General features: G+C 66.9%; 16 protein-coding genes. 8 read left to right on the top strand and 8 right to left on the bottom strand.

Annotation, left to right across the window (positions count from 1 at the left end; all coding sequences use genetic code 11):
• The first annotated feature begins 315 nt into the window (after positions 1–315).
• The 3 genes from kce to NGK62_RS14720 are packed head-to-tail and all read left to right on the top strand — an operon-like array spanning position 316 to position 3,321.
• The gene (gene kce / locus NGK62_RS14730; RefSeq protein WP_059373954.1) at positions 316–1,251 is read left to right on the top strand and encodes a 3,5-dioxohexanoate:acetyl-CoA acetone transferase; all 936 of its coding nucleotides are present in this window, start codon (positions 316–318) and stop codon (positions 1,249–1,251) included.
• Positions 1,252–1,280: 29 nt separating this feature from the next.
• Positions 1,281–2,480, top strand: a complete 1,200-nt coding sequence (locus NGK62_RS14725) for an ABC transporter substrate-binding protein (RefSeq protein ID WP_251878865.1) — start codon at positions 1,281–1,283, stop codon at positions 2,478–2,480.
• A 22-nt stretch (positions 2,481–2,502) separates the two neighbouring features.
• Positions 2,503–3,321, top strand: coding sequence for an SDR family oxidoreductase (locus NGK62_RS14720; protein ID WP_251878863.1), 819 nt, complete (start codon positions 2,503–2,505; stop codon positions 3,319–3,321).
• 9 nt (positions 3,322–3,330) lie between these two features.
• Here NGK62_RS14720 and NGK62_RS14715 read toward each other — a convergent pair whose 3' ends face one another.
• Together NGK62_RS14715 and NGK62_RS14710 are read right to left on the bottom strand one after the other, a co-directional pair.
• Positions 3,331–4,260 carry a LysR family transcriptional regulator gene (locus tag NGK62_RS14715; RefSeq protein WP_118931467.1) on the bottom strand — a complete coding sequence of 310 codons (930 nt, stop codon included), beginning with the start codon at positions 4,258–4,260 and terminating at the stop codon, positions 3,331–3,333.
• Between the two features lie 97 nt (positions 4,261–4,357).
• Positions 4,358–5,887 (bottom strand): DUF1254 domain-containing protein, encoded by a 1,530-nt coding sequence (locus tag NGK62_RS14710; RefSeq protein ID WP_251878861.1) that lies wholly within the window; start codon positions 5,885–5,887, stop codon positions 4,358–4,360.
• A 144-nt stretch (positions 5,888–6,031) separates the two neighbouring features.
• On the opposite strand from NGK62_RS14710, the gene NGK62_RS14705 reads away from it, so the two are divergent.
• Complete coding sequence (locus NGK62_RS14705) at positions 6,032–6,619, top strand: hypothetical protein (RefSeq protein WP_251878859.1); 588 nt, start codon at positions 6,032–6,034, stop codon at positions 6,617–6,619.
• 22 nt (positions 6,620–6,641) lie between these two features.
• Here the strand turns inward: NGK62_RS14705 and NGK62_RS14700 are convergent, their stop codons facing one another.
• The 3 genes from NGK62_RS14700 to NGK62_RS14690 form a co-directional block, all read right to left on the bottom strand.
• On the bottom strand, positions 6,642–8,303 hold the full coding sequence (locus NGK62_RS14700) for a hypothetical protein (RefSeq protein ID WP_251878857.1): 1,662 nt from the start codon (positions 8,301–8,303) through the stop codon (positions 6,642–6,644).
• Positions 8,304–8,404: 101 nt separating this feature from the next.
• Positions 8,405–8,953, bottom strand: a complete 549-nt coding sequence (locus NGK62_RS14695) for an ureidoglycolate lyase (protein ID WP_059373960.1) — start codon at positions 8,951–8,953, stop codon at positions 8,405–8,407.
• Positions 8,950–9,189: an Arm DNA-binding domain-containing protein gene (locus tag NGK62_RS14690; RefSeq protein ID WP_059373961.1), complete on the bottom strand. Its 240-nt coding sequence runs from the start codon at positions 9,187–9,189 to the stop codon at positions 8,950–8,952. The genes NGK62_RS14695 and NGK62_RS14690 overlap by 4 nt, the downstream gene beginning before the upstream one ends.
• Positions 9,190–9,272: 83 nt before the next feature.
• On the opposite strand from NGK62_RS14690, the gene NGK62_RS14685 reads away from it, so the two are divergent.
• Positions 9,273–9,653 (top strand): cupin domain-containing protein, encoded by a 381-nt coding sequence (locus NGK62_RS14685; protein ID WP_059373962.1) that lies wholly within the window; start codon positions 9,273–9,275, stop codon positions 9,651–9,653.
• A gap of 22 nt (positions 9,654–9,675) precedes the next feature.
• On the opposite strand, the gene NGK62_RS14680 is transcribed toward NGK62_RS14685, so the two are convergent.
• Complete coding sequence (locus tag NGK62_RS14680; protein WP_059373963.1) at positions 9,676–10,917, bottom strand: MFS transporter; 1,242 nt, start codon at positions 10,915–10,917, stop codon at positions 9,676–9,678.
• A 325-nt stretch (positions 10,918–11,242) separates the two neighbouring features.
• Between NGK62_RS14680 and NGK62_RS14675 the strand changes: the two genes are divergently transcribed.
• Both NGK62_RS14675 and NGK62_RS14670 read left to right on the top strand, forming a co-directional pair.
• Entirely contained in the window at positions 11,243–14,329 is a 3,087-nt protein-coding gene (locus NGK62_RS14675) for a WG repeat-containing protein (RefSeq protein ID WP_251878854.1), read from the top strand.
• Positions 14,326–17,196 (top strand): WG repeat-containing protein, encoded by a 2,871-nt coding sequence (locus NGK62_RS14670; RefSeq protein WP_251878852.1) that lies wholly within the window; start codon positions 14,326–14,328, stop codon positions 17,194–17,196. Before NGK62_RS14675 ends, NGK62_RS14670 begins: the two co-directional genes overlap by 4 nt.
• A gap of 10 nt (positions 17,197–17,206) precedes the next feature.
• Here NGK62_RS14670 and NGK62_RS14665 read toward each other — a convergent pair whose 3' ends face one another.
• Positions 17,207–18,067 (bottom strand): isocitrate lyase/PEP mutase family protein, encoded by an 861-nt coding sequence (locus tag NGK62_RS14665; RefSeq protein ID WP_251878851.1) that lies wholly within the window; start codon positions 18,065–18,067, stop codon positions 17,207–17,209.
• A 103-nt stretch (positions 18,068–18,170) separates the two neighbouring features.
• Between NGK62_RS14665 and NGK62_RS14660 the strand changes: the two genes are divergently transcribed.
• On the top strand, positions 18,171–19,049 hold the full coding sequence (locus NGK62_RS14660; protein ID WP_251878849.1) for a LysR family transcriptional regulator: 879 nt from the start codon (positions 18,171–18,173) through the stop codon (positions 19,047–19,049).
• 34 nt (positions 19,050–19,083) lie between these two features.
• Here the strand turns inward: NGK62_RS14660 and NGK62_RS14655 are convergent, their stop codons facing one another.
• Complete coding sequence (locus tag NGK62_RS14655; protein WP_118931460.1) at positions 19,084–19,899, bottom strand: siderophore-interacting protein; 816 nt, start codon at positions 19,897–19,899, stop codon at positions 19,084–19,086.
• Positions 19,900–19,910 lie beyond the last annotated feature (11 nt).

The following is a 19,910-nucleotide window of genomic DNA, read 5'->3' as shown; positions in this document are numbered from 1 at the left end:
CTGGCCGCACCCGGGCTGCATGGCCCGCAGCGGGCGGAGGGTCTGGATATCAAGCATGGGAGGCGACTTCTGCGTGATCGGATAGCTGTCGGAACGGGCGTTCCGGCATAGGTAAATTGTAGTCCTGTCAGGGCTCACGCGCAGCGTTCGCGTCGGGCGTCGCTGCACCGCAGCACCGGAAATCCTATCAATTGATTATTTCTGTTCAGGTGACATGGGCGGCGAGCGTGGGACAGAATGGCCCACACCCGGAGGAGACAGCCGGGGCCATGAAAACCATCAAGAACGCATGCGCAAGCGCGCAGCCCGAGGCCCATGAAAAAGTCCAGGAACAAGGTCATCATCACCTGCGCCATTACCGGATCGGTCCACACGCCGTCGATGTCGCCCCATCTGCCCGTCACGCCCGACGAGATCGCGCAATCCGCGCTGGATGCCGCCCAGGCTGGCGCCGCCATCGTGCATCTGCACGCGCGCCAGCCCGATACCGGGCAGCCGACCCAGGATCCCGCGCTGTATGCGCAGTTCCTGCCCCGCATCAAGAACGCTTCGGACGTGGTGATCAACATCACCACGGGCGGCTCGCCCGTGTTGCCGCTGGCCGACCGCATGGCGCCGGCGCTGCAATTCAAGCCCGAGGTCGCCTCGCTGAACATGGGGTCGATGAACTTCGGCATGTACGAACTGCTGGAGCGCTTCAAGGAGTTCAAGCACGCCTGGGAACGTCCCTATCTCGAAGGCAGCAATGACCTGATCTTCAAGAACACCTTCAAGGACATCGAGCGCATCCTGACCTCGTGCGGCGACAACGGCACGCGCTTCGAGATCGAGTGCTACGACATCGGGCACCTGTATACCGCCGCGCACTTCGTCGACCGCAAGCTGCTCAAGCCTCCATTCCTGATCCAGTCCGTGTTCGGCATACGCGGCGGCATCGGCACGCATCCCGAAGACGTGATGATGATGAAGCGCACCGCGGACCGGCTGTTCGGCGACGACTACATCTGGTCGGTGCTGGCCGCCGGCCGCAAGCAGACGCCGCTGGCGACGATGGCAGCGACCCTGGGCGGCAACGTGCGCGTGGGCCTGGAGGATTCGCTGTGGGACGGGCCGGGAGAACTGGCGCGCTCGAACGCGGACCAGGTGCGGCGGATCCGCCGCATCCTGGAAGACCTTTCACTACAGATTGCCACGCCCGACGAGGCGCGCGAAACGCTGCAATTGAAGGGCCGCGACAACGTCGCGTTCTGAACCAGATCCATTCAGTGGGGAGACCAGACATGAAAAAGACATTGTGCGCAGCCGCGCTCGCGGCGCTGTTGGGGACTGCCGGCATGGCGCAAGCCGACGACGGCGTGATCCGCATCGGCTTCATCACCGACATGTCCGGCCTGTCGGCGGACGCCGACGGCCCGGGCGGCGCCGAGGCGATCAAGATGGCGGTGGCGGACCTGGGCGGCGTGGTTGCCGGGAAGAAGGTCGAGGTGCTGGTGGCAGATCACCAGAACCGGGCCGACATCGCCTCGTCCCGGGCGCGTGAATGGCTGGACCAGAAAGGCGTGAACATGCTGATTGCGGGCGCCAATTCGGCGGCGGCGCTGGCGATGGCGAAAGTGGCCGAAGAAAAGAAGACGCCGTTCTTCGTGGTGAGCGCGGGCGCCTCCGAGCTGACGAATTCGCAATGCACGCCCTACACCGTGCACTATGTGTACGACACGGTTTCGCTGGCGCGCGGCACGGCCCGGGCGATGATGAAGGAAGGCAACAAGGACTGGTACTTCCTGACGGTGGACCATGCCTTCGGACACGCGCTGGAGCGCGATGCATCAGCGGTGGTGCAGGCCGACGGCGGCAACGTCAAGGGGCGGGTCCGGCATCCGCTGAACGCGGCGGATTTCTCTTCCTTCATCCTGCAGGCGCAAGCATCCGGCGCATCGGTACTGGGGCTGGCGAACTCGGCCAGCGACACCAGCAACGCCGTCAAGGCCGCCAATGAATTCGGCCTGACGCCGAAGATGAAGATCGCGGGCCTGCTGGTATTGATCACGGACGTGCACGCGCTGGGGCTGCAAGCCGCGCAGAACATGTACCTGACCACGGCCTGGTACTGGGACCAGGATGATGCCTCGCGCAAGTGGGCCGCGCGCTTCGAAACCACCATGAAGAAAAAGCCGTCGATGCTGCAGGCCGGCGACTATTCCGCCGCCACCACCTATCTGAAGGCGGTGGAAGCCACCAAAAGCACCGATGGCGACACCATCATGAAATGGCTGAAGGCGAATCCGGTCAACGACTTCTTCGTGAAGGACGGCAAGATCCGCGCCGATGGCCTGATGGTGCACGACATGTTCCTGATGCAGGTAAAGAGCCCGGCGGAGTCGAAGGCGCCCTGGGATTACTACAAGCTGGTGGCCCGGGTGCCGGGCGACCAGGTCTATACCTCGCCGGCGGAATCGACCTGCCGTTTGATGAAGCCCTGAGGCGTAACGACAAGGATCTGGCATGACTGTGAAGAACGCTGTTCCCGGGGACATCTCCGCGTTGCCCGTGGACCTATCGGGCAAGCGCGTCATCGTGACCGCGGGCGCCGCTGGCATCGGCGCGGCAATCGCCGGCGCATTCGCGGACCGCGGCGCCAGCGTACACATCTGCGATGTGGATGAGCAGGCGCTGGCGGCCAGCCCTCACCCTTGCTCGCGCGCCGACGTGAGCCGGCGCGAAGAGATCGATCGCTACATGCAGGAAGCGCTGGCGCAGCTGGGCGGCCTGGACGTGCTGGTCAACAACGCGGGCATCGCCGGCCCCACGGCGGGCATCGCGGACATCCAGCCACAGGAGCTGGATGCAACGCTGGACATCAATCTGGCATCGCAGTTCCACACGGTGCGCCATGCGCTGCCGGCGCTGCGCGCGTCGGGCGGCGGCAGCATCATCAACATCAGTTCGGTGGCTGGCCGCATGGGCATCCCCATGCGCACGCCCTACGCCGCGACCAAGTGGGGCGTGGTGGGCTTGACGCGCTCGCTCGCGGTCGAGCTCGGCGGCTATGGCATCCGCGTCAACGCGTTGCTGCCGGGTTTGGTGGCCGGGCCACGGATCGACCGCGTGATCGAGGCGCGCGCCAGGAACATGGGCCTGACCGTGGAAGAAGAGACCCGGCTGGAGTTGGCTGGCGTCAGCCTGCGGCAGTTCGTGCGGGCCGCCGACATCGCCAACATGGCCTTGTTCCTGGCCAGCCCCTTCGGGACGATGATCAGCGGGCAGGCGATCAGCATAGACGGCGACCTGCAATCGCTGCCCTGGCAGCCGCCGGCCGAGTAAGGCCGTGGCCTACTCCAGCAACTGGACCGTATGGGCATAGACGCCCTGGCGGCGGTCCTGCGCCGTGGCGCGCAGGGCGTCCAGCAGCCGCGCGGCCAGGTCCTGGCCGCGCTCTTCCTTGCGGGTGATGAGGTAGAAATCGAACCACTGCCGCGACGCCAGAGGCCGGGCCACCAGATCGGGATACGCCATCACGATGTCCCAGGCGGACAGCGCATTGACCAGGCTGATGCCCCGGACCGCCCGCACCGTGCCCGGCAGCAGAGACATGTGCGCCCGCATGCCGGAGCTCAGCAACAGCGTATCCGCGATGTCGCCCTGGGCCACTACATAGTCGGACCACAAGGGTTTCACGTAGGTGTCTGGCGGAATATCCGCCGCCGCGATGGTGTCGCGCGCCGCCAAGGGATGATCGCGATGCGCGATGGCCATGACGTCGGCTCGCAGGAACGGCGTGAAGGCCAGGCGGGCGCTGTCGCGTTCCACCGCGCCCAGGCCGAAGTCCGCGCGCATGGTTTCGACCGCGCTGATGGCCTGCACGGATGATTCGATATCTATGGAAAAAGGCCGGGTGCCGTTGGCGTCCAGGTAGCGCCGCACCGCGTCGGGCGCGTAACCCAGCGCCAGCGCGGGCGAAGACGCGATGCGCAGGCCGCGCCCGCCGAATTGTTCAATGCTGTGCAGGGCCTCGTCGATGCGGACCAGTTCATCCAGCACGAACTTGGCCTCGCTGTAGAGGTACTGGCCGGCCTCGGTGGGGCGCAAGGTCTTGTGGGACCGGTCGAACAGCTGCACGCCGGTCGCGCCTTCCAGGCGGGATATCGCGTGACTGACCGCCGGCTGCGTCAGGTGCATGGACTGCGCAGCCTGCCGGGTCGATCCGGTCATGACCACCGCGTAGAAAATGCGCAGGTCGTGAATATTGAAATTGCGCTTCATGCGGCGCGAGCCTCCCTGGGTGGTCGGTTGCCCGACTGCGCCCGGCCGGGCGTCGATGGCCGGCCTGCGCGAGGCCTTCTTGTAGCCCAGACCGCCGCTAGTGTCGAACCTGGAGCGGGGACAGCGCGGGCCTGGCCTGCGGCGCCTGCCGGACCCGTTCAATCTGCGGCGAAGTCCATTTGCCTTCCAGCAGCGCGGGCTTGGGCCAGTAGTACCGCAACGTGACCATGAAGGGCCCGGCCGGCGCGGGCAGCCAGTTGGACTCCTTGCCCTTGCCTGGCGACTCCGGCTGGATGTAGATCGTGATGCCGCCATCGCGGTCGCGCTTGAGCGACGGCAGCATGGACGAATTGATCAGGTAACGCTTGAGCGGATTGGACGCCAACAACTGTTCGGGCAGGCGATACATGGTCATGGACCAGAATGCATTGACGGGCGGCAGGCTGCGCGGGGCGAAGCGCAAGGTGTATTGGTTGCGGCCGTCCAGCGGCTGGCCTGTGCTGTCGTTCTCCAGCACGGGATAGAGCGCTTCCTCGCGGCTGTTGCCGCCGATGCCGACCTGCGTGCCGGTGGCGCGCGCGAGGTAATCGTTCTTCAGTGTGTTGCGGTCGCCGAACAACCGGTCGGTCTTGCCGTTCAGGGCCTCGCGGTTCTTGTCGATGTCGTTCTGGCCGTCGTGCATGCCTTCCCGCAAGGCGCGGCGCAATGCGGGATTCATGCTGCTGAAGTCGAACTCCTGACCGGGTTCCAGGCCGATGCTGGAAAAACGTTCGCGCAACGATTGTTCCGAAGGATGGGCCGGCGCGAACTGCAGCAGGAAGGCAAGCTGGTTGTAGAACTCCAGCGAACTGCGCATCTGCGCCGAAGGCTCGGGCGCTATCCAGTCCACCGCCGGCGCCGGCTCGGGCGCGCGCTGCTTGCGGTAGGCGGACAGCGTCTGGATCTTGTAGCGCGACTGGATGCGCTTGACGTTGGGCAGGTCGCCCGCGTTAAAGAGTTGCGTGCGCCCGACCAGATTGACCAGGTCGGTCTCCGACCTGATCACCTTGGTTATGCCGGCCGGCGCCTTGCCCTTCCAGCGCGGGCCGGCAACCAGGAACCGGCCGCCGCCATTGCCCGTGCTGCGGCTGCCGATGTAGGCGAAGTTGTAGGTGTACAGGTCCATCAGCTGCAGCACGAAGTAGCGGCGCGGCTCCATGGCGGGCACGGTGATGACCACGGGCTCGGTCCGCAGGTCCAGGACCGCGAAGGTATACGGTGTATCGGCGTTGGGCGTGACGAAGGCGGTATCTTCAGGCGTGAAAACCCGCGCGACGTTGTTGACGGTATTGAACGGACCTTTGTACTGAGGGTTGTTCTTGTCGATGCTGAAAGCATGCATGGTCTGGTAGCTTGCAACCATGGGCGTGCCGTAGAGATAGGCCTCGCGGGCGATGCCGCGCGCCTGCTGCGCCGTGACGCCGTCGATGCCGACCGATTGCGAGCCGCTCGCATCGTGGGAGTTGAATACGCATCCCGCCAGTCCGCCCGCCAGCGCGGCCGCAACGGCCAGGCGCGCCAACATCAGCGCCGGACCGACGCTGCGGCCCTTGGTGGAAAATCCAGTGCTACTCTGGCTATCGCGCATCCGGTGCTCCAACACAACACTGCGTGAGGTTGGCGACGCCCATGCGGCCGGCATCGCATTCAAAGCGTAAATTCCGGGGAATTCTGGCATATTTCCCGGCGATGTAGAAGAAACGGCGAGCCCGAACAGGAACAGCACCAGCCCATGCATACGCTAGATACGGCCGCGGAATACCCGCAGATGAACATACGCGCGTCCTCTTACTTCGTGCTGCAGGCGGCGCATACGTGCACGCGATGCGGCGAAGAAACGCCGGTGCACGCCCTGGCCGTGCCGCCCGGCCACCAATGCACCGAAGCCGACATCGAGCTGGATGAAGCCGATGCCGACAGCCCCGGGCTGAGCCCCGCTGCATTCAGCACATGGCTGTTCAGCCCGCCGCAATGGCTGGATATTGCCGACCCCGCGCTGATTTCCCAGACCTGGCTACTGTCGCCCACCGTGACGCAGACCATGCAGGCGCTGTCTCCCGGCTACCGCCAAAACCCCGACAACCAGGGGCAATGGACCAACTTTTGCGCCCATTGCGGCAGGCCGATATGGGAGGGCGATCTGTATCCGAAACCGGGCCAGGCTTTCAGCCCCGCGGACGCCGAGGCCGCCGTGCGGATCCAGGTCCGCACGGTGGACGAACCATTCGAGGCCTACTACGGCATGTGCTGGACAGCCAACTACCGCAACAAGTGGCCGCTGTTCGCCCGCCTGGGCTACGAATACAGCGAGGCGGACTGACGACGGGCACGGCCCGCCCTGCCTAGCGGGACGCCTTGCCCGCCACGAACTCCAGCCCCTGTCTGGCCACGTCGAACACAGGGTAGGCCAAGGACTGCATCTTGATCATGGTGTCCAGCACCGCCGTCAGCACGGGTTGCCCGCCGCCGGCCTGCGTCCAAGCCTGATAGGTGGGATGCGAGGTCAGCGGCGTGCTGATGGCCACGCGCGCCAGCAGGCAGACCAGCAGCACCGCGGCCAGCAGCGCCCCCGCCTTGAGCAGCGGACTCCTGAAGCGCCAGCCGCTCGCAAGCTGCGCGAGCAGCAGGCCGGTCTTGCCGATGTGGACCAGCGCGCCCAGCAGCGACAGCGTCAGGGCGAACACGGGTGCGATCATGGCTTCATAGGCCTTCCTGCCTTCGGCCTCGCGCTTGCCTCCGGCGCCGTAGTCGCGGGCCTGGCTGCGGTAGTCCTGCAGGCGGTCCATGGTGCGACCGGCCAGCACCGGCTGGTAGTAGCGCTTGTTGAATTCATCCGCCGAGATCACGGCCAGCGTCAGGCGCGCCACCTTGTCCGGATAGCCCAACCCCGCGCGCCATTTCTTCTGCACGACCGGATGCGCGGCAAACGCCTCCAGCCCCAGGTTGGGCGGCATGCCTTCCAGCTCGCGTTGCAGCGCCTCGTTCATCTGCTTGCGGTACTTCTGCTGCGCCAGGCGCACGAAGTAGGCCTTATCGCCGGTGCGCCAGGAGTCTGGCACGTCCAGTCCCATCTTGCGCACTTCGTCCCGCACGCGCGGCGCCACGAAGCCGGGCACCAGCTCGCCGCTGCGGTCGCGCAGGCGGGCGCGACCCCACTTGCGGTTCTTGGCGTCCAGCCGGTCCAGGTAGCGTTCCCAATCGCGCTCGGCGCGCGCCGGAATTTGCGCCAGTTCTTTCTGGTGGTTCTGGATGCCGCGTTCGTAGAAGTATTTGTGGCGGCCGCGGATATCTTCCTGGCTATCGACGAAACGCTGGTACTCCGCGTCCCGCCCGCCCACGTTCTGTTCGATCACGGCGCGCACCACCTCGGGCGCGATCGCCATGGTCTGCCGGCGCGCCGCGTCGGATTGCGCGGCCATGTAGGACACTACGCCCACGAAAGCCTTGCCGGCCACCGACTGCGCGTTCTCGTCGGCCCAAAGCCCATCGAGCATGCTGGCGCTGACGGTGCCGGTCGCCAGCCCTTGGCGCAGCAAGGCGCCGGTGACGGCGGCGGCACGGCTTTCGGCGGTGGAACTGTCCACCAGGGCGTCGATCAGCTTGCGCTCCCCCTGATACACCGCGGTGATGATGGCCAGCGACACGACGATCAACAACGGCACTGTGACCCGCCATCGGCGGGTGCGCGCGAAGATGACGGGCCAGAACAGCAGGGCCACTGCAAAGCCGGAAATCAGGCGTCCCCATGCCTCGGCCGTGTCCACGCGGTTGCTGGCGTTTTCGGACATCACGTCCAGCAGCCAGGCGCTGAAGCTGAATTCGATGTAGAGATACAGCAGCGTGACCGCGGTCAGGACGCGCAGGCCGCGGGCCTTGGGATCGCGCGTCAGGAAGCGCTGGCGCAGGCGCTGCCAGCGGGTGGGCGGCGGACTGGGGGTTTGGGTGGCCTGCTTTATCTTGGCTGCGAGATTTCGTCTCAGCGCCTCGATCGACACTTCACTCATGGGGGAATTCTTGGGTTGCTATGACCGGAGGCGGCAGTCTGCCATCCCGCCTGCCTGCCGGTAAGCGGGAATACGCCGCGACTCGCGGCGAAGATCAGCGTTTAGGCGGCCTGAGCCTGGGCTTCGAGCCGTTGGACCGGAATCGCCACGATGGCGCTTTCGCTGGCGGAAGCATCCGTGGTCAGGTGCTGGATCAGGTCCACGGTGGTGGACCGGCGGGTCAGCATCAGGCAGGTGACTTCCTCGTCCGTGACGCGCGTGGCGTGCCAGCAGCCCGGACGCATGCAGACGCCCTGCCCCTGTGGCACGCGGAATGCCGCCAGCGTGGCCAGGTCCGGACTGCCGTCAGCCGCGCTGCGCGCCACAACCTGGATGATCTCGCCCGTCAGCGGCACGATGGCCTGCTGCGTCAGCAGATGCTTTTCCAGGCTGGAGATTTCAAAGGACTGGCTGCGGTAGTTGACCCACAGCAGCTCGGCGTCGCCGCCGGCGCCGGTATTGAACTGGTGCTCCTGCCAGAAGTCGGTGTCCTGGTTGGAGAACAGGGGTACGCCGTTGCCGTCCGGCATGGGCTTGCCCAACATCCAGCCGTAGGCCTTGAAGGCGTCCGGTGTCAGATCGTTGATGTCCAGCTGTTTTTCGCTCGTCATGCGGAACCCTGTGATGGCTTGGTCGCGCCGCCGCGCTTGGGAAACTCGGCGTCGTAGTCGAATTCGCCGCGCGCGATGGCCTCGAGTATGGCGGCCCGCCGGTCGGCGGCGCGCTTGAGGTTGGCAGCGGTGGGCTTGACGCGGATGCGTTCGACGCAATGCCGGCCTTCATAGAAGAAGCCGATCTCGATGGAAGACTCGGACGCGGGCCTGACCCCGTCGAATCCCTGGCGCATCGCCCTCTCCTGTTATAGCCGATGAAGATGCACATGATATCGCTTTACACTGGCCCGACCTCCCTCACCCCAGGAAGCGCAACATGACTACCAATCTGTCGTCGCACTATCTCCTGCTGGACGCCTCGGGCACTTGCTCCGCCGTCGAAGGCGGAAACGCCTTCTGGTCGCAACCCGAAAAGGAACTGGAACGGTTCGGCCTCGGCTGGCTGGTGTCCGAGTACGCCTTCGAGAGAGACTGGCCGCAATGGGAAATGCACCCGCAGGCCGACGAGGTCGTGCGCCTGATCGAAGGCGCCGCGGAATTGCGGCTGGAATGGCCGACGGGCGAGCAAGCCGTGCGGATGCAGGCGGGCGACGCCTATGTGATCCCCAAGGGAATCTGGCACACGCTCAAGGTGGCCGGTCCCTGTCGCATGCTGCACATCACCATGGGCGCGGGCACGCAGCACCGGCCGCTGTAGGCCGCCCGTCGTAGGCTGCCCGCTATCCGGCCGCGCCTGCGGCGCGCACGCGGGAAATCTCGCGGTCGTCTATCGGCCAGTGCAGCGCCGCCGACAACACGCCCAGCGCCATCGCACCCAGCCAGATCAGGTCATAGGACCCGGTGGCCTCGAACACCACGCCGCCCAGCCACACGCCCAGGAAGGAGCCGAGCTGGTGGCCGAAGAACACGAAGCCGAACAGGGTCGTGATGTAGCGCACGCCAAACACCTGCGAGATCAGGCCATTGGTCAGCGGCACCGTGCCCAGCCAGACAAAGCCCATGACCGCCGCAAACACGTATACGGTCCATGACGACAGCGGCAGCAGCACGAACAGTGCGATGGCGGCCGTGCGCAGCAGGTAGATGCCGGCCAGCAGATACTTGCGGCGGTGGCGTCCGCCCAGGACGCCGCAGACATAAGTGCCCATGACGTTGGTCAGCGCGATGATGGCCAGCGCCGCCACCGCGTCGGACGCGCGCAGGCCCTTGTCCATCAAGTAGGCGGGCAGGTGCGTGCCGATGAAGGCCAGCTGGAAGCCGCAGGCCAGGAAACCCAGGTTCAGCAACCAGAAGCCAGGTTGGGCAAAGGCTTCGCGTATGGCTGCGGACATGGACAGCCCCGCCTCGCCCGCGGACGCGCCCTGCTCCCGGCCGGGAGACTCCCGCAACGGCCAAGCCAAGGGCAGCAGCACGGCCAGCGCCAGCGCGAACGACAGCAAGGCCGCGACCCAGCCCCAGCCGCTGATCAGCCATTGCGCGGCCGGCACCATGGTGAACTGGCCCAGGCCGCCCACGGCGCCCGCCACGCCCAGCGCCCAGCTGCGGCGTTCGGGCGCCACCAGCCGGCTGAGCGCGCCATAGATCGCGGCGAACGCGGTGCCGGACAGCGCGATGCCTATGCATACTCCTGCAGTCCACAGAAACCCTGCGGGCGTAGCGGCATGCGCCATGCCCACCAGCCCCAGCGCATAGAACACCAGCCCGCCCGCGATCACCTTGGCCGAACCGTAGCGGTCGGCAATCATGCCGGTAAAGGGCTGGGCCACGCCCCAGGTCAGGTTCTGCACCGCCAGCGCCATGGCGAAGGTCTCGCGGCTCCAGCCCCGGTCCATCGTGACGGGCAGCAGGAACAGGCCCTGCACGTGGCGCACGCCCAGCGCCAGGCCCATGATGACGCCGCCAGCCAGGACCAGCAGCAACAGCTGAGAAGCATCCAGTGAAGACTTGCGCAGGACGGGCATGGCGGACCTCGGCAGTGGAACGTCGCCTGCGTGCAAGCAGGCACCGGCGTCCATTACAGGGCCGCCGGGCGCACGCATCAACCGATTATTTTTTGTCCGCTGCATGCATGGCGGGAATGCCATCGCAGTCCTGAAACCCGCGCTTTCCGGGCAGCGGCAGCGGTGTTGTTAACGGTTTGTTTTCTACAGTTACATTTGCCGTGCAATTGCAGGCTGACGCTGGTTACAGTGCTGCCTTTCCCATCATTCTTGGCAGGCATACGACCATGTGGCACGCCCAGCCCGGCCTTTACGCTTGCGCGGTTGCAGCCCGCGCCGCTGCACGATGAAGACCCCGCTCGCCCTCAAACCGCTGGCGCTGGCCGTGGCGCTGGCCGCCCTGCCCGCCGTCCCCGGCGCGGCGCAAGCCAGGTCCAATTGGATCGACCAGTGCGCCCCTGGCTACAACGAATACAACGGCGCCAACCTGGAATGCCAGCAGGCCTTCCATGAAGGCCTGGCCGCGGTGCTGACCGGGTCGGCCGATGACGACGCCGGACGCTGGGGCTATCTCGACAAGCGAGGCCGCATGGCCATCGCGCCGTCCTTCCGCGAGGCCAAGTCCTTTCAGAACGGCCTGGCCGCCGTGAACCAGGATGGGCTATGGGGCTATATCGATACGCAAGGGCAATGGGCGATCAAGCCGCGTTTTTCCGAGGCGACGGGCTTTAACGCCGAGGGCACTGCGCTGGCCGAGGAAGACGGGCACGACGTGCTGATCGACCGCAAGGGCAACATCGTCAAGACCTTCGAGCTGGGCACGCGTTCCTGGGGCTTCCAACGGGGGCAGAAGCTGGCATCGATGGAGATGCCCATGCCGCCACGCCTGTTCAACACTGCAACCGGCAAGGCGACGGCGCTGCCCGCCGGCGTCATGGCGCTGGCTGCGCCCAGCGGCGGCTACCTGCCTGCCCAGTTGCGCGATTCGCGCTACAGCGGCTGGTGGGGCCTGCTGGACGAGCAGGCCCGCTGGGCGATCGCACCGGACGTGTTGCGCGCCCGCGAACCCGCGCTGCGCGACGGCGACGTGCTGGCGGTGAGCCGCGACGCGGGCTGGACGTTCGTCGATCCGCGCGGCAAGACCATCCACAAGCAGCGCTACGAGCACGTGCAGCTGGCGGGGCCGGGGCTGTGGCTGGTCAAGCAGAAAGGCGCGGGCAAAGCGCTGCTGTTGAACGGCAAGCTCGGCGTCCAGCATGCATTCAAGGGCAATTACATCGGCCTGGATGAACGCGAGGGCTGGCGCGTCATGATCGATGACGACGCCGTGCTGCTGATCGACCCCGCCGGCAACTTCCGCAAGATAGACGCGCGCAATGGCCGCGTGCAGCTGAGCAACGGGCAGGCCTGGGTGACGGCATCCCTGCCTCCGCGCGCCGTGGATATGGCGGTCGATGCTGCCGCGGCAGCCGATGCCGCAGCAGCCGGCGCCGCCGCGGTCGCTGATGATGGCCCCGGCGAGGCGGTGGAGGCCTCGGCCGACGCCGCAGTTGCCGCGCAGGAAGCGGTCGCCGCAGCAGCCGCCGCCTCGGAAGCCGAGACCGTGGCCGTCGACGTCGCCACGCCTGCCGCAATGGACGTAGCAGCCGCTGCAGTGGACGCCTCCGCAGCCACCATGCAAGCGACGAGCGCGGATGCCGCTCCCGACACCGGCGGCGGCCTGCTGCAGATCTATACGCGCGAAGGCAAGCCGCTGCTGGACGCAGACACCCTCGCTCGCCTGCAGGATTACGACATCAGGCCTTTTTCCGCCCGCGAGTCCGCCCACGGCCGGGCCAGCGCGGACAGCCTGCCGCTGGCCCTGTTGCGGCCGCTGGACTATACGCAGCCTCTCGGCATCCTGACGGCCAAGGGCAAGATCGTGACCAACCCGGACTGGGAGGACATGTCCAGCTACGACGTGTCCATGCCCTTGCCCGTGCGCGCCGCCAACGGCAAATATGGCGCTATCGATGCCGACGGCAACTGGTCGGTGCCGCCCCGCTACAGCGTCATCCATCCGTTCCGCGGCGGCTACGCGCAGGCGGCCTCGGGACGCAGCCGCAGCGACGGCGACCAGCTGATCGACGCCCGCGGCAAGGCCGTCGCGGTCCCGGCCGAGGTGCTGGACGGCGCCAGGTACTTCGACGGCGAACTGATCCAGTACCGCGCGCCGGACGAAAACCGCGAGAACCGCTGGGGCATCTGGAACGTCGCCAAGGGCGCGCCCGCCGTCAAGCCCGTGTACGAAAGCATGGAGAAGTTCGAAGACGACTGGGCCAAGGTCCAGCAGCAGGATCGCTGGGGCGTCATGAACCGCGAAGGAAAATGGGTCGTGCCCGCCACGCAGGAGAGCTCGTACAAGCTCGAGTATCTGGGCAACGGCCTCATGCTGGTCGAGGACAACGTTTCCGGACAGCGCGCCCGCAGCTCTTTCGATGCCACCTACCGCTTGGTGAACCTGCGTACCGGCAAGTCCAGCGAGCCCGTGACCGGCAAGCCGGAGCGCCTGAAGGACGGACGCTACCTGGGCGCGCTGGCGAGCGGAGGAACCATGGTGTTCGACGCACAGGGCGGCGCCACGCGCGTCTCCGACGGCCGGGCCAAGCGCACGGAGCTGTACCAGCACTGGCTCTACATCGAACATGACGACCGCGAGGGCGCCATCGACGCGCGCGGCAACATGAAGGTCCCGGCCATCTATGGCGAGTTCAATCCCTTCTTCGCGCAGCCCGAGGGACTGGCGCGCGCCTACACCGGCTCCAGCTACCGCGTGATCGACCAGGACGGCAAGACCGTGCTGGGCAAGCTGGGCGACGGCTCGCCGCTGGCAACCATGCAGCGCATCGTGTTCCACGACTCGGAAAATTCCGTCAGCATCATGACGGACCTGCAAGGCCGCGAGATCACGCGCATCGACGGCACCTACAGCGTGGAAGACCGCAGCGCCAACGAAGGCGTGGCGCCCTATCGCAGCCGCTCGGGCAATGGCAGGCATGGCTTCATCGATGCCAGCGGCAAGCGCATCGTGGGACCGCACTTCGACACGCTGGGCCCGCTGAACAACGGCCTGGCGGTGGCGCGCCGCCTGCAGTATTCCGGCACGCTATATGGCTATATCGACCTGACGGGACGCTATGCGATTCCGCCCGTCTTTACCTGGGCCGGCAACTTCAGCGAGGAACGCGCGCTGGTCCGCAGCAACCATCAGGGCCGGAACACGCAGTACATCGACACCAAGGGCGTGCCCATCGCCACGTTCACCGAGGTATGCGACACGGTAACCATCCTGGACGACCAGGGCAGGATTACCTGGCCGCAGCAGAAAATGGATTGCCCCGTGGCCGACAAGTTCGAACTCGCCCCCGACAACGCCAAAGCGAAACAACCATGAAGTCACGCGCGATACGCACCACCCGCCTTGCCTGCGCCCTGGCCGCGCTGGGCGCGTCCCTGTCGGCGCATGCGCAATACTCGTACTGCATCGATGAGAAGCCGTATAGCGTCGCGGCCGACGACGATATCAGCCCCTACGCCAACGGCTGCATCCGCACGCTGGCGGACCAGCGCGCCGCAGTGCTGCTGCCGTCCGCGCTGGTGAACATCGACCGCGTGCCGCGCGATCATTCGCTGCGCCGCCATGCCTGGGGCTTCCTGGACCAGAACGGCCGGCTGGCGATTTCGCCCATCTTCGAGGCGGTGGGCGATTTCCGTCACGGCCTGGCCGCGGTGAAATGGAAAGGCAAGTGGGGCTTCATCGACACCAAAGGCCGGATGGCGGTGCCGCCGCGCTACGACGCCGTGCAGGACTATGCCGAGATCGGCCTGACCGTGGCCGTGCTGGACGGCCGCTATCTCTTGATCGACCGCAAGGGCCAGCCGGTGGGCGAACCGATGGACGAAGGGGTGCAGTCCTTGCACGTGGGCGCGGGCGTGCCGGCGCTGGCGACGGTGGAGTACAAGCCGGAATACCGCTCCAGCACCGGCGAACGCCGCTACAGCGACGCCGATGTCAGCATCTTCAAGTCCTATGGCAACGGCCTGTACATCGCCATCAACAAGGAAGGCCGGTACGGCCTGGTGGACCGGGACTGGAAGTGGGTGCTCGAGCCCAACTATCAGGACATCTCGGTGCCGGGCGAAGACGGCTCGATGGCCGTCGCCTATGGCGGCGGCGATGCGCTGCTGCTGGACCGCGACGGCAAGCCCGTGGGCGCCGACCAGGGCTATCGCAGCCTGACGCCCGTGACCAAGGCATTCTGGAGCGCCGAGCTCGGCCGCGGTTCCTATGTGGTGCTGGACAGCGGCGGCAAGCCCGTCGTCACGCTCAAGTCCGCCGAGGCGCAGGAATCACAGCGCCACGGCGATGCCATCGTCTACCCCTCGGGCGGCAAGCAGGTGGCGCTGGTTCCGGGGCGCGCGGAGCCGCTGACGCTGGGCGCGGGCCTGTTCGTGGCCGAGGACCAGAACGGCTACGTGCTGTTCTCGAACGAGGAACGCGTACCGGTCGGCCTGTTGACGCCGACGGGCAACTGGCTGCACGGCGAAACGGCTCCCGCCTGGCTCAAGGACACCGGCAGGATGGTGGTCAGCCAGGGCAAGCTGTGGCTGTTCAAGCAGGAAGGCGAACTGCTCAACGTGCTGAACGATGAAGGCCGCCTGCTGCTCAAGCCCGAAACCGTGGAAGCCGCCAAGAGCCGCTCGCTCAAGAAGCTGCCGCTGGACATACCCGGCAGCGCGCTGGGCCTGCTGGCCCAGGACCACTGCCAATGCACCGAGGACGGCGCCGGCCTGCTGCTGGCCGACGGCGGCATTGCCTCCGACCCGGCCTGGCGCAGCATCATCCCGCTGGACGGATCCGACGAGGATTACGACACGCAGGCGGATGCGGAAGCCGCAGGACTCAAGGCGGAGCAGTTGCGCTACGCCGCCCAGACCGCCGCGGGCCTGCTGCTGCTCGATGCCATGGGCAAGCCCATGGATCTGCCCGCGCAGCAGCACATCGGGCCGTTCCGCCATGGCTATGCGCCGGCCTACGCCGATGGCGTGAGCCGCATGCTGGACCGCAACGGCAAGACCTACGACCTGCCCCGCGATTTCTTCGAAGCGCAGATCGTCGCCCCCGGCGTGGTCCGCTTCCTCAAGACGGCGGCCGAGGGCTCGCCCTGGGGCCTGTACGACTTCGTCGCCGGCAAGGAAATCGCCGCGCCCGCGTTCCAGGACATCGGCCTTTTCCTGGACGGCCAGGCGGTCGCCTCGCTGGGCCAGGACCGCGTCGGGGTCATCGACCTGCAAGGCAAGTGGATCGTGCCGCCCAGCCATCACAGCGCCGAACGCATCGCCGCCAAGATCTGGAAGCTGCGCCAGGCCGGCCCGCAGCAGGAAGAGTACGAACGTCCCGCCGCCGTCTTCAACGCCGAAGGCCGCGCGCTGACCGCCTTCCGCCCCAAGCTGTCGGTCGGCGTGGACAGCGACGGCGCCATTGCGGCCAGCGACGACAAGCACCGCTGGACCATTGCGCCTGACGGCTCGGAAGCGGTCGACATGGAGGACGCGGACTACGTGCGCATGGGCGACTGGACGGTGCTGCGCCGCCAGCCGCGCCAGGGCTATCTGGACAGTCAGGGCCAATGGCAGATCGCACCGCTGTCCGCCACTGCCGGCACCTTCCGCGGCGAGCCCGCCCGCGCCCTGCTGACGGGCGAAGACGGTCCGCGCCTGATCGACGACCAGGGCAAGACCGTGACCGCGCTGCCCGCCGGCGAATGGCGCTGGCCGCAGGGCTCCGACATGCTGCTGCGGCATTACTACGCGGGCAACCGGGAGATGACCGACTACACCGGCCTGGACGGCAAGAAGCGGCTCTCCGTCGAGGGCCTTGCGTCAGCCTATTCCGAAGGCCGCGCGGTAACACGCGTGTCCAACCGCGGCATGCGCGCGCTGGACGGCAAGGGCGCCCTGGCCGGTCCCGCGTTCGACGCGCTGGGCCCGCTGCGCGAGGGCCTGGCGCCGGTCGGCATCGATAGCGGCTACGGTTACGTGGACGCGCAGGGCAAGCTGGCGATCGCCGCGGATTACCGGGCGGTCGCGCCGTTCAGCAACGGCCGCGCGGTGGTGTCCACGGTGGAAGAGTCGATGATCATCGACGCCTCCGGCAAGCAGGTGGCGCGGGTGGAAATGGTATGCGGCATGCGCACGCTGTATGGTTCGCACAACCAGCGGCTGTGGCCGCTGAGCCTGCCCAGCCGCTGCACCCGCTAGCGCCGCGCGCCTACTGCGCGTCCAGCGCCAGGTAGCGGCGCGTCTGCACGATCTCTTCCCGCTCCTTGAAGCTGGTGAGCTGATCGGCCAGCGCGCTGCTGTCGCCCGTCTGCTTGATCGCCGCCAGCGTGGCCTGCATGGCGTGGATGGCGGCGCGCTGCAGGTCCGACGGAATGATCGCCAGGCGGTAGCCCATGGCCGCCAGGTCGGCCAGCGGCGTGAGCGGCGTCTTGCCGCCGTAGAACATGTTGATGAGCTTAAGACCCGGCAGGCGTTCGGCGATGGCGCGGATCTGCTCCAGCGTCTCGGGCGCTTCCACGAAGATCATGTCCGCGCCCGCCTTCAGGTAGCGTTCGGCGCGCGACAGCGCGGCCTCGAAGCCTTCGACGGCGATGGCGTCGGTGCGGGCGATCACCAGCGCATCGGGGTCGCTCAGGGTCTGCCGCGCGATGTGCACCTTGCGGCACATTTCCTCGGCGGGAACCAGGCTCTTGTCGTCCAGGTGGCCGCAGCGCTTGGGAAAGGACTGGTCTTCGATATGGAAGGCCGCCACACCGGCGCGTTCCATGATGCGCACCGTGCGCTCCACGTTGGCCGAGCCGCCGAAGCCGGTATCGGCATCAGCCACCACCGGCAGGCCGCTGGCGTCCACGATCTTTTCCACGCGGTCCATGACCTCGGTAAAGCTGAGCAGGCCGATGTCCGGATAGCCGGCCGCGCGGGCGATGGCGCCGCCGCTGGCGTAGACAGCGGAAAAACCCGCAGCGGCCACCAGACGCGCGGACATGCCGTCATAAGCGCCGGGCGCCACGACGATGTCGCGGGCCAGGTGCTGGCGCAACAGGGTGCTGGGTTTGATGGGGGCATGCATACGGATTCCTTTGCGGGTGTCGTCGATGTATGCATGATCGGCGCGTCGCAATAGAATGTCCAATATATGGAAAATTGATAATCAATACTTTAAGAGTACAGATATGGAACTGCGCCATCTGCGTTACTTCGTCGCCACCGCCGAGGCCCAGCACTTCACTCGCGCCGCGGAACAGCTGGGCATGGCGCAGCCGCCGCTGTCGCAGCAGATCCGCCAGCTGGAGCAGGAAGTCGGCACGCCGCTGTTCGATCGCACCGGCCGCGGCGTCGCGCTGAACGATGCCGGACGCGCCTTCCTGGTCTGCGCGCAGGATATCCTGCAACGCGCCGAGGCCGCCGTGCGTACGGCGCAGCGGGCCGCGCGCGGCGAAGTCGGCGAACTGACATTGGGATTCACGGAGTCCGCGTCCTTCAGCGGCGTGGTGACGGAACTGATACGGCAGTACCGGCAGCGCTATCCGGACGTGGAAATGACGCTGTCGCAGGGCGATAGCGAAACGCTGGTGGCGCAGCTGCGCAGCGGCGCGATCGACGCGGCCTTCGTGCGGCCGCCCTTCGCGCTGGACGGCGGCCTGGCGTTCACGCAACTGGCGCAGGAACCGCTGGTGGTGGCGCTGCCGCTGGGCCATGCATTGGCGCGGCGCAAGCGGCTGGCGCCCGCCGATCTGGAGCAGGAACGCTTCATCCTGTATTCGCGCAAATCCGGCTATGGACTCAGCGCCGACATCATGGCGGCCTGCCGCCAGCATGGGCTGAATCCGCAGATCGGCCAGCGCGCGCCGCAACTGTCGTCAGCGGTGAACCTGGTGGCGGCGGGCATGGGCGTGGCCATCGTGCCGGAATCGCTGCGCCATCTGCGTCCCGACGGCGTGGTGTATCGCCCCTTCGCGCTGGACTGGCCGCGCGCGGTGCTGGGCCTGGCGGTGCGCGAGCAAGGCGCGGGCGGGCGCGTGCGCAATCTGCTGGCGTTGGCTGGCGGCTGAAGGTCTTTATCCCCTTGCCAGCCTACGCATCGATTCAGCCTTCGTGCGATTCGTGCACGGCCACGGCGCCGCGTTTCCAGTAGCTGGCGGCGCGGATGCGGCTCTTGTCGACGCCGTGCTGCGCCACCATGATTTCCCGCACCGCCTTGGCCGCGGCCGATTCCGCGGCCACCCAGGCATAGCCCTCACCCGGCGGCAGCGTCAGCTCGCGCGCGGCTTCCAGCAACAGGGTGCTGTAGCCCGGCGCGGTGCCGTTGCGATGCAGCCAGCGCACCGAAGCCTGCGCCGCGGTGGCCAGCGGGATTTCATTGGAGGCATCCGGCACTTCGATCAGCACCAGCGCCTGCGCGCTGGCCGGCAGCTCTTCCAGGCGGCGGGCGATGGCGGGCAAGGCGGTTTCATCGCCGATCAGCACATGCCAGTCGAAGCCCGTCGGCACGACGAAGGAGCCGCGCGGCCCGCCTATGCCCAGTTGCTGGCCGGGTTCGGCCTGTTCAGCCCAGGTGGACGCGGGGCCGTCGCCGTGCAGCACGAAATCGATGACGAGTTCCTTGCGCGCCGCGTCGAAAAAGCGCGGCGTGTAGTCACGGGCGGCGGGCTTGGGCGCGCCTTCGGGGAACTTGATGCCGTCCGGAGTCACGGCCGGCAGCGCCGGCGGCAAGGACGGATCGGCGGGAAAGAACAGCTTCACGTGGTCGTCGAACGAGGCGGACACGAAGTCCTGCAGCTCGTCGCCGGTGAAGGTGACGCGGGCCATCAGGCCGGCGACGCGTTCGACGCTGGCCACGGTCAGCGTGCGCATCTTCAGGTTGTGGCGGACGCGTTCGACATTCAGGTCGTTGCGGGTCATGGATACTCCAG

Source organism: Achromobacter sp. Marseille-Q4954, from assembly GCF_943737025.1.
In the GTDB taxonomy this organism is placed as follows: domain Bacteria; phylum Pseudomonadota; class Gammaproteobacteria; order Burkholderiales; family Burkholderiaceae_B; genus Achromobacter; species Achromobacter bronchisepticus_A.
The sequence above is the reverse complement of the archived record's forward strand: the minus strand, read 5'-3'. Positions and strand labels throughout refer to the sequence as shown.

Excerpts from the sequence above, each read along its gene's own strand:
- NGK62_RS14655 (WP_118931460.1), bottom strand. The coding sequence starts at position 19,899 with ATGACCCGCAACGACCTGAATGTCGAACGCGTCCGCCACAACCTGAAG.
- NGK62_RS14705 (WP_251878859.1), top strand. The coding sequence starts at position 6,032 with ATGCATACGCTAGATACGGCCGCGGAATACCCGCAGATGAACATACGC.
- NGK62_RS14660 (WP_251878849.1), top strand. The coding sequence starts at position 18,171 with ATGGAACTGCGCCATCTGCGTTACTTCGTCGCCACCGCCGAGGCCCAG.
- NGK62_RS14680 (WP_059373963.1), bottom strand. The coding sequence starts at position 10,917 with ATGCCCGTCCTGCGCAAGTCTTCACTGGATGCTTCTCAGCTGTTGCTG.
- NGK62_RS14675 (WP_251878854.1), top strand. The coding sequence starts at position 11,243 with ATGAAGACCCCGCTCGCCCTCAAACCGCTGGCGCTGGCCGTGGCGCTG.
- NGK62_RS14670 (WP_251878852.1), top strand. The coding sequence starts at position 14,326 with ATGAAGTCACGCGCGATACGCACCACCCGCCTTGCCTGCGCCCTGGCC.
- NGK62_RS14720 (WP_251878863.1), top strand. The coding sequence starts at position 2,503 with ATGACTGTGAAGAACGCTGTTCCCGGGGACATCTCCGCGTTGCCCGTG.
- kce (WP_059373954.1), top strand. The coding sequence starts at position 316 with ATGAAAAAGTCCAGGAACAAGGTCATCATCACCTGCGCCATTACCGGA.
- NGK62_RS14710 (WP_251878861.1), bottom strand. The coding sequence starts at position 5,887 with ATGCGCGATAGCCAGAGTAGCACTGGATTTTCCACCAAGGGCCGCAGC.
- NGK62_RS14690 (WP_059373961.1), bottom strand. The coding sequence starts at position 9,189 with ATGCGCCAGGGATTCGACGGGGTCAGGCCCGCGTCCGAGTCTTCCATC.
- NGK62_RS14665 (WP_251878851.1), bottom strand. The coding sequence starts at position 18,067 with ATGCATGCCCCCATCAAACCCAGCACCCTGTTGCGCCAGCACCTGGCC.
- NGK62_RS14685 (WP_059373962.1), top strand. The coding sequence starts at position 9,273 with ATGACTACCAATCTGTCGTCGCACTATCTCCTGCTGGACGCCTCGGGC.
- NGK62_RS14695 (WP_059373960.1), bottom strand. The coding sequence starts at position 8,953 with ATGACGAGCGAAAAACAGCTGGACATCAACGATCTGACACCGGACGCC.
- NGK62_RS14700 (WP_251878857.1), bottom strand. The coding sequence starts at position 8,303 with ATGAGTGAAGTGTCGATCGAGGCGCTGAGACGAAATCTCGCAGCCAAG.
- NGK62_RS14725 (WP_251878865.1), top strand. The coding sequence starts at position 1,281 with ATGAAAAAGACATTGTGCGCAGCCGCGCTCGCGGCGCTGTTGGGGACT.
- NGK62_RS14715 (WP_118931467.1), bottom strand. The coding sequence starts at position 4,260 with ATGAAGCGCAATTTCAATATTCACGACCTGCGCATTTTCTACGCGGTG.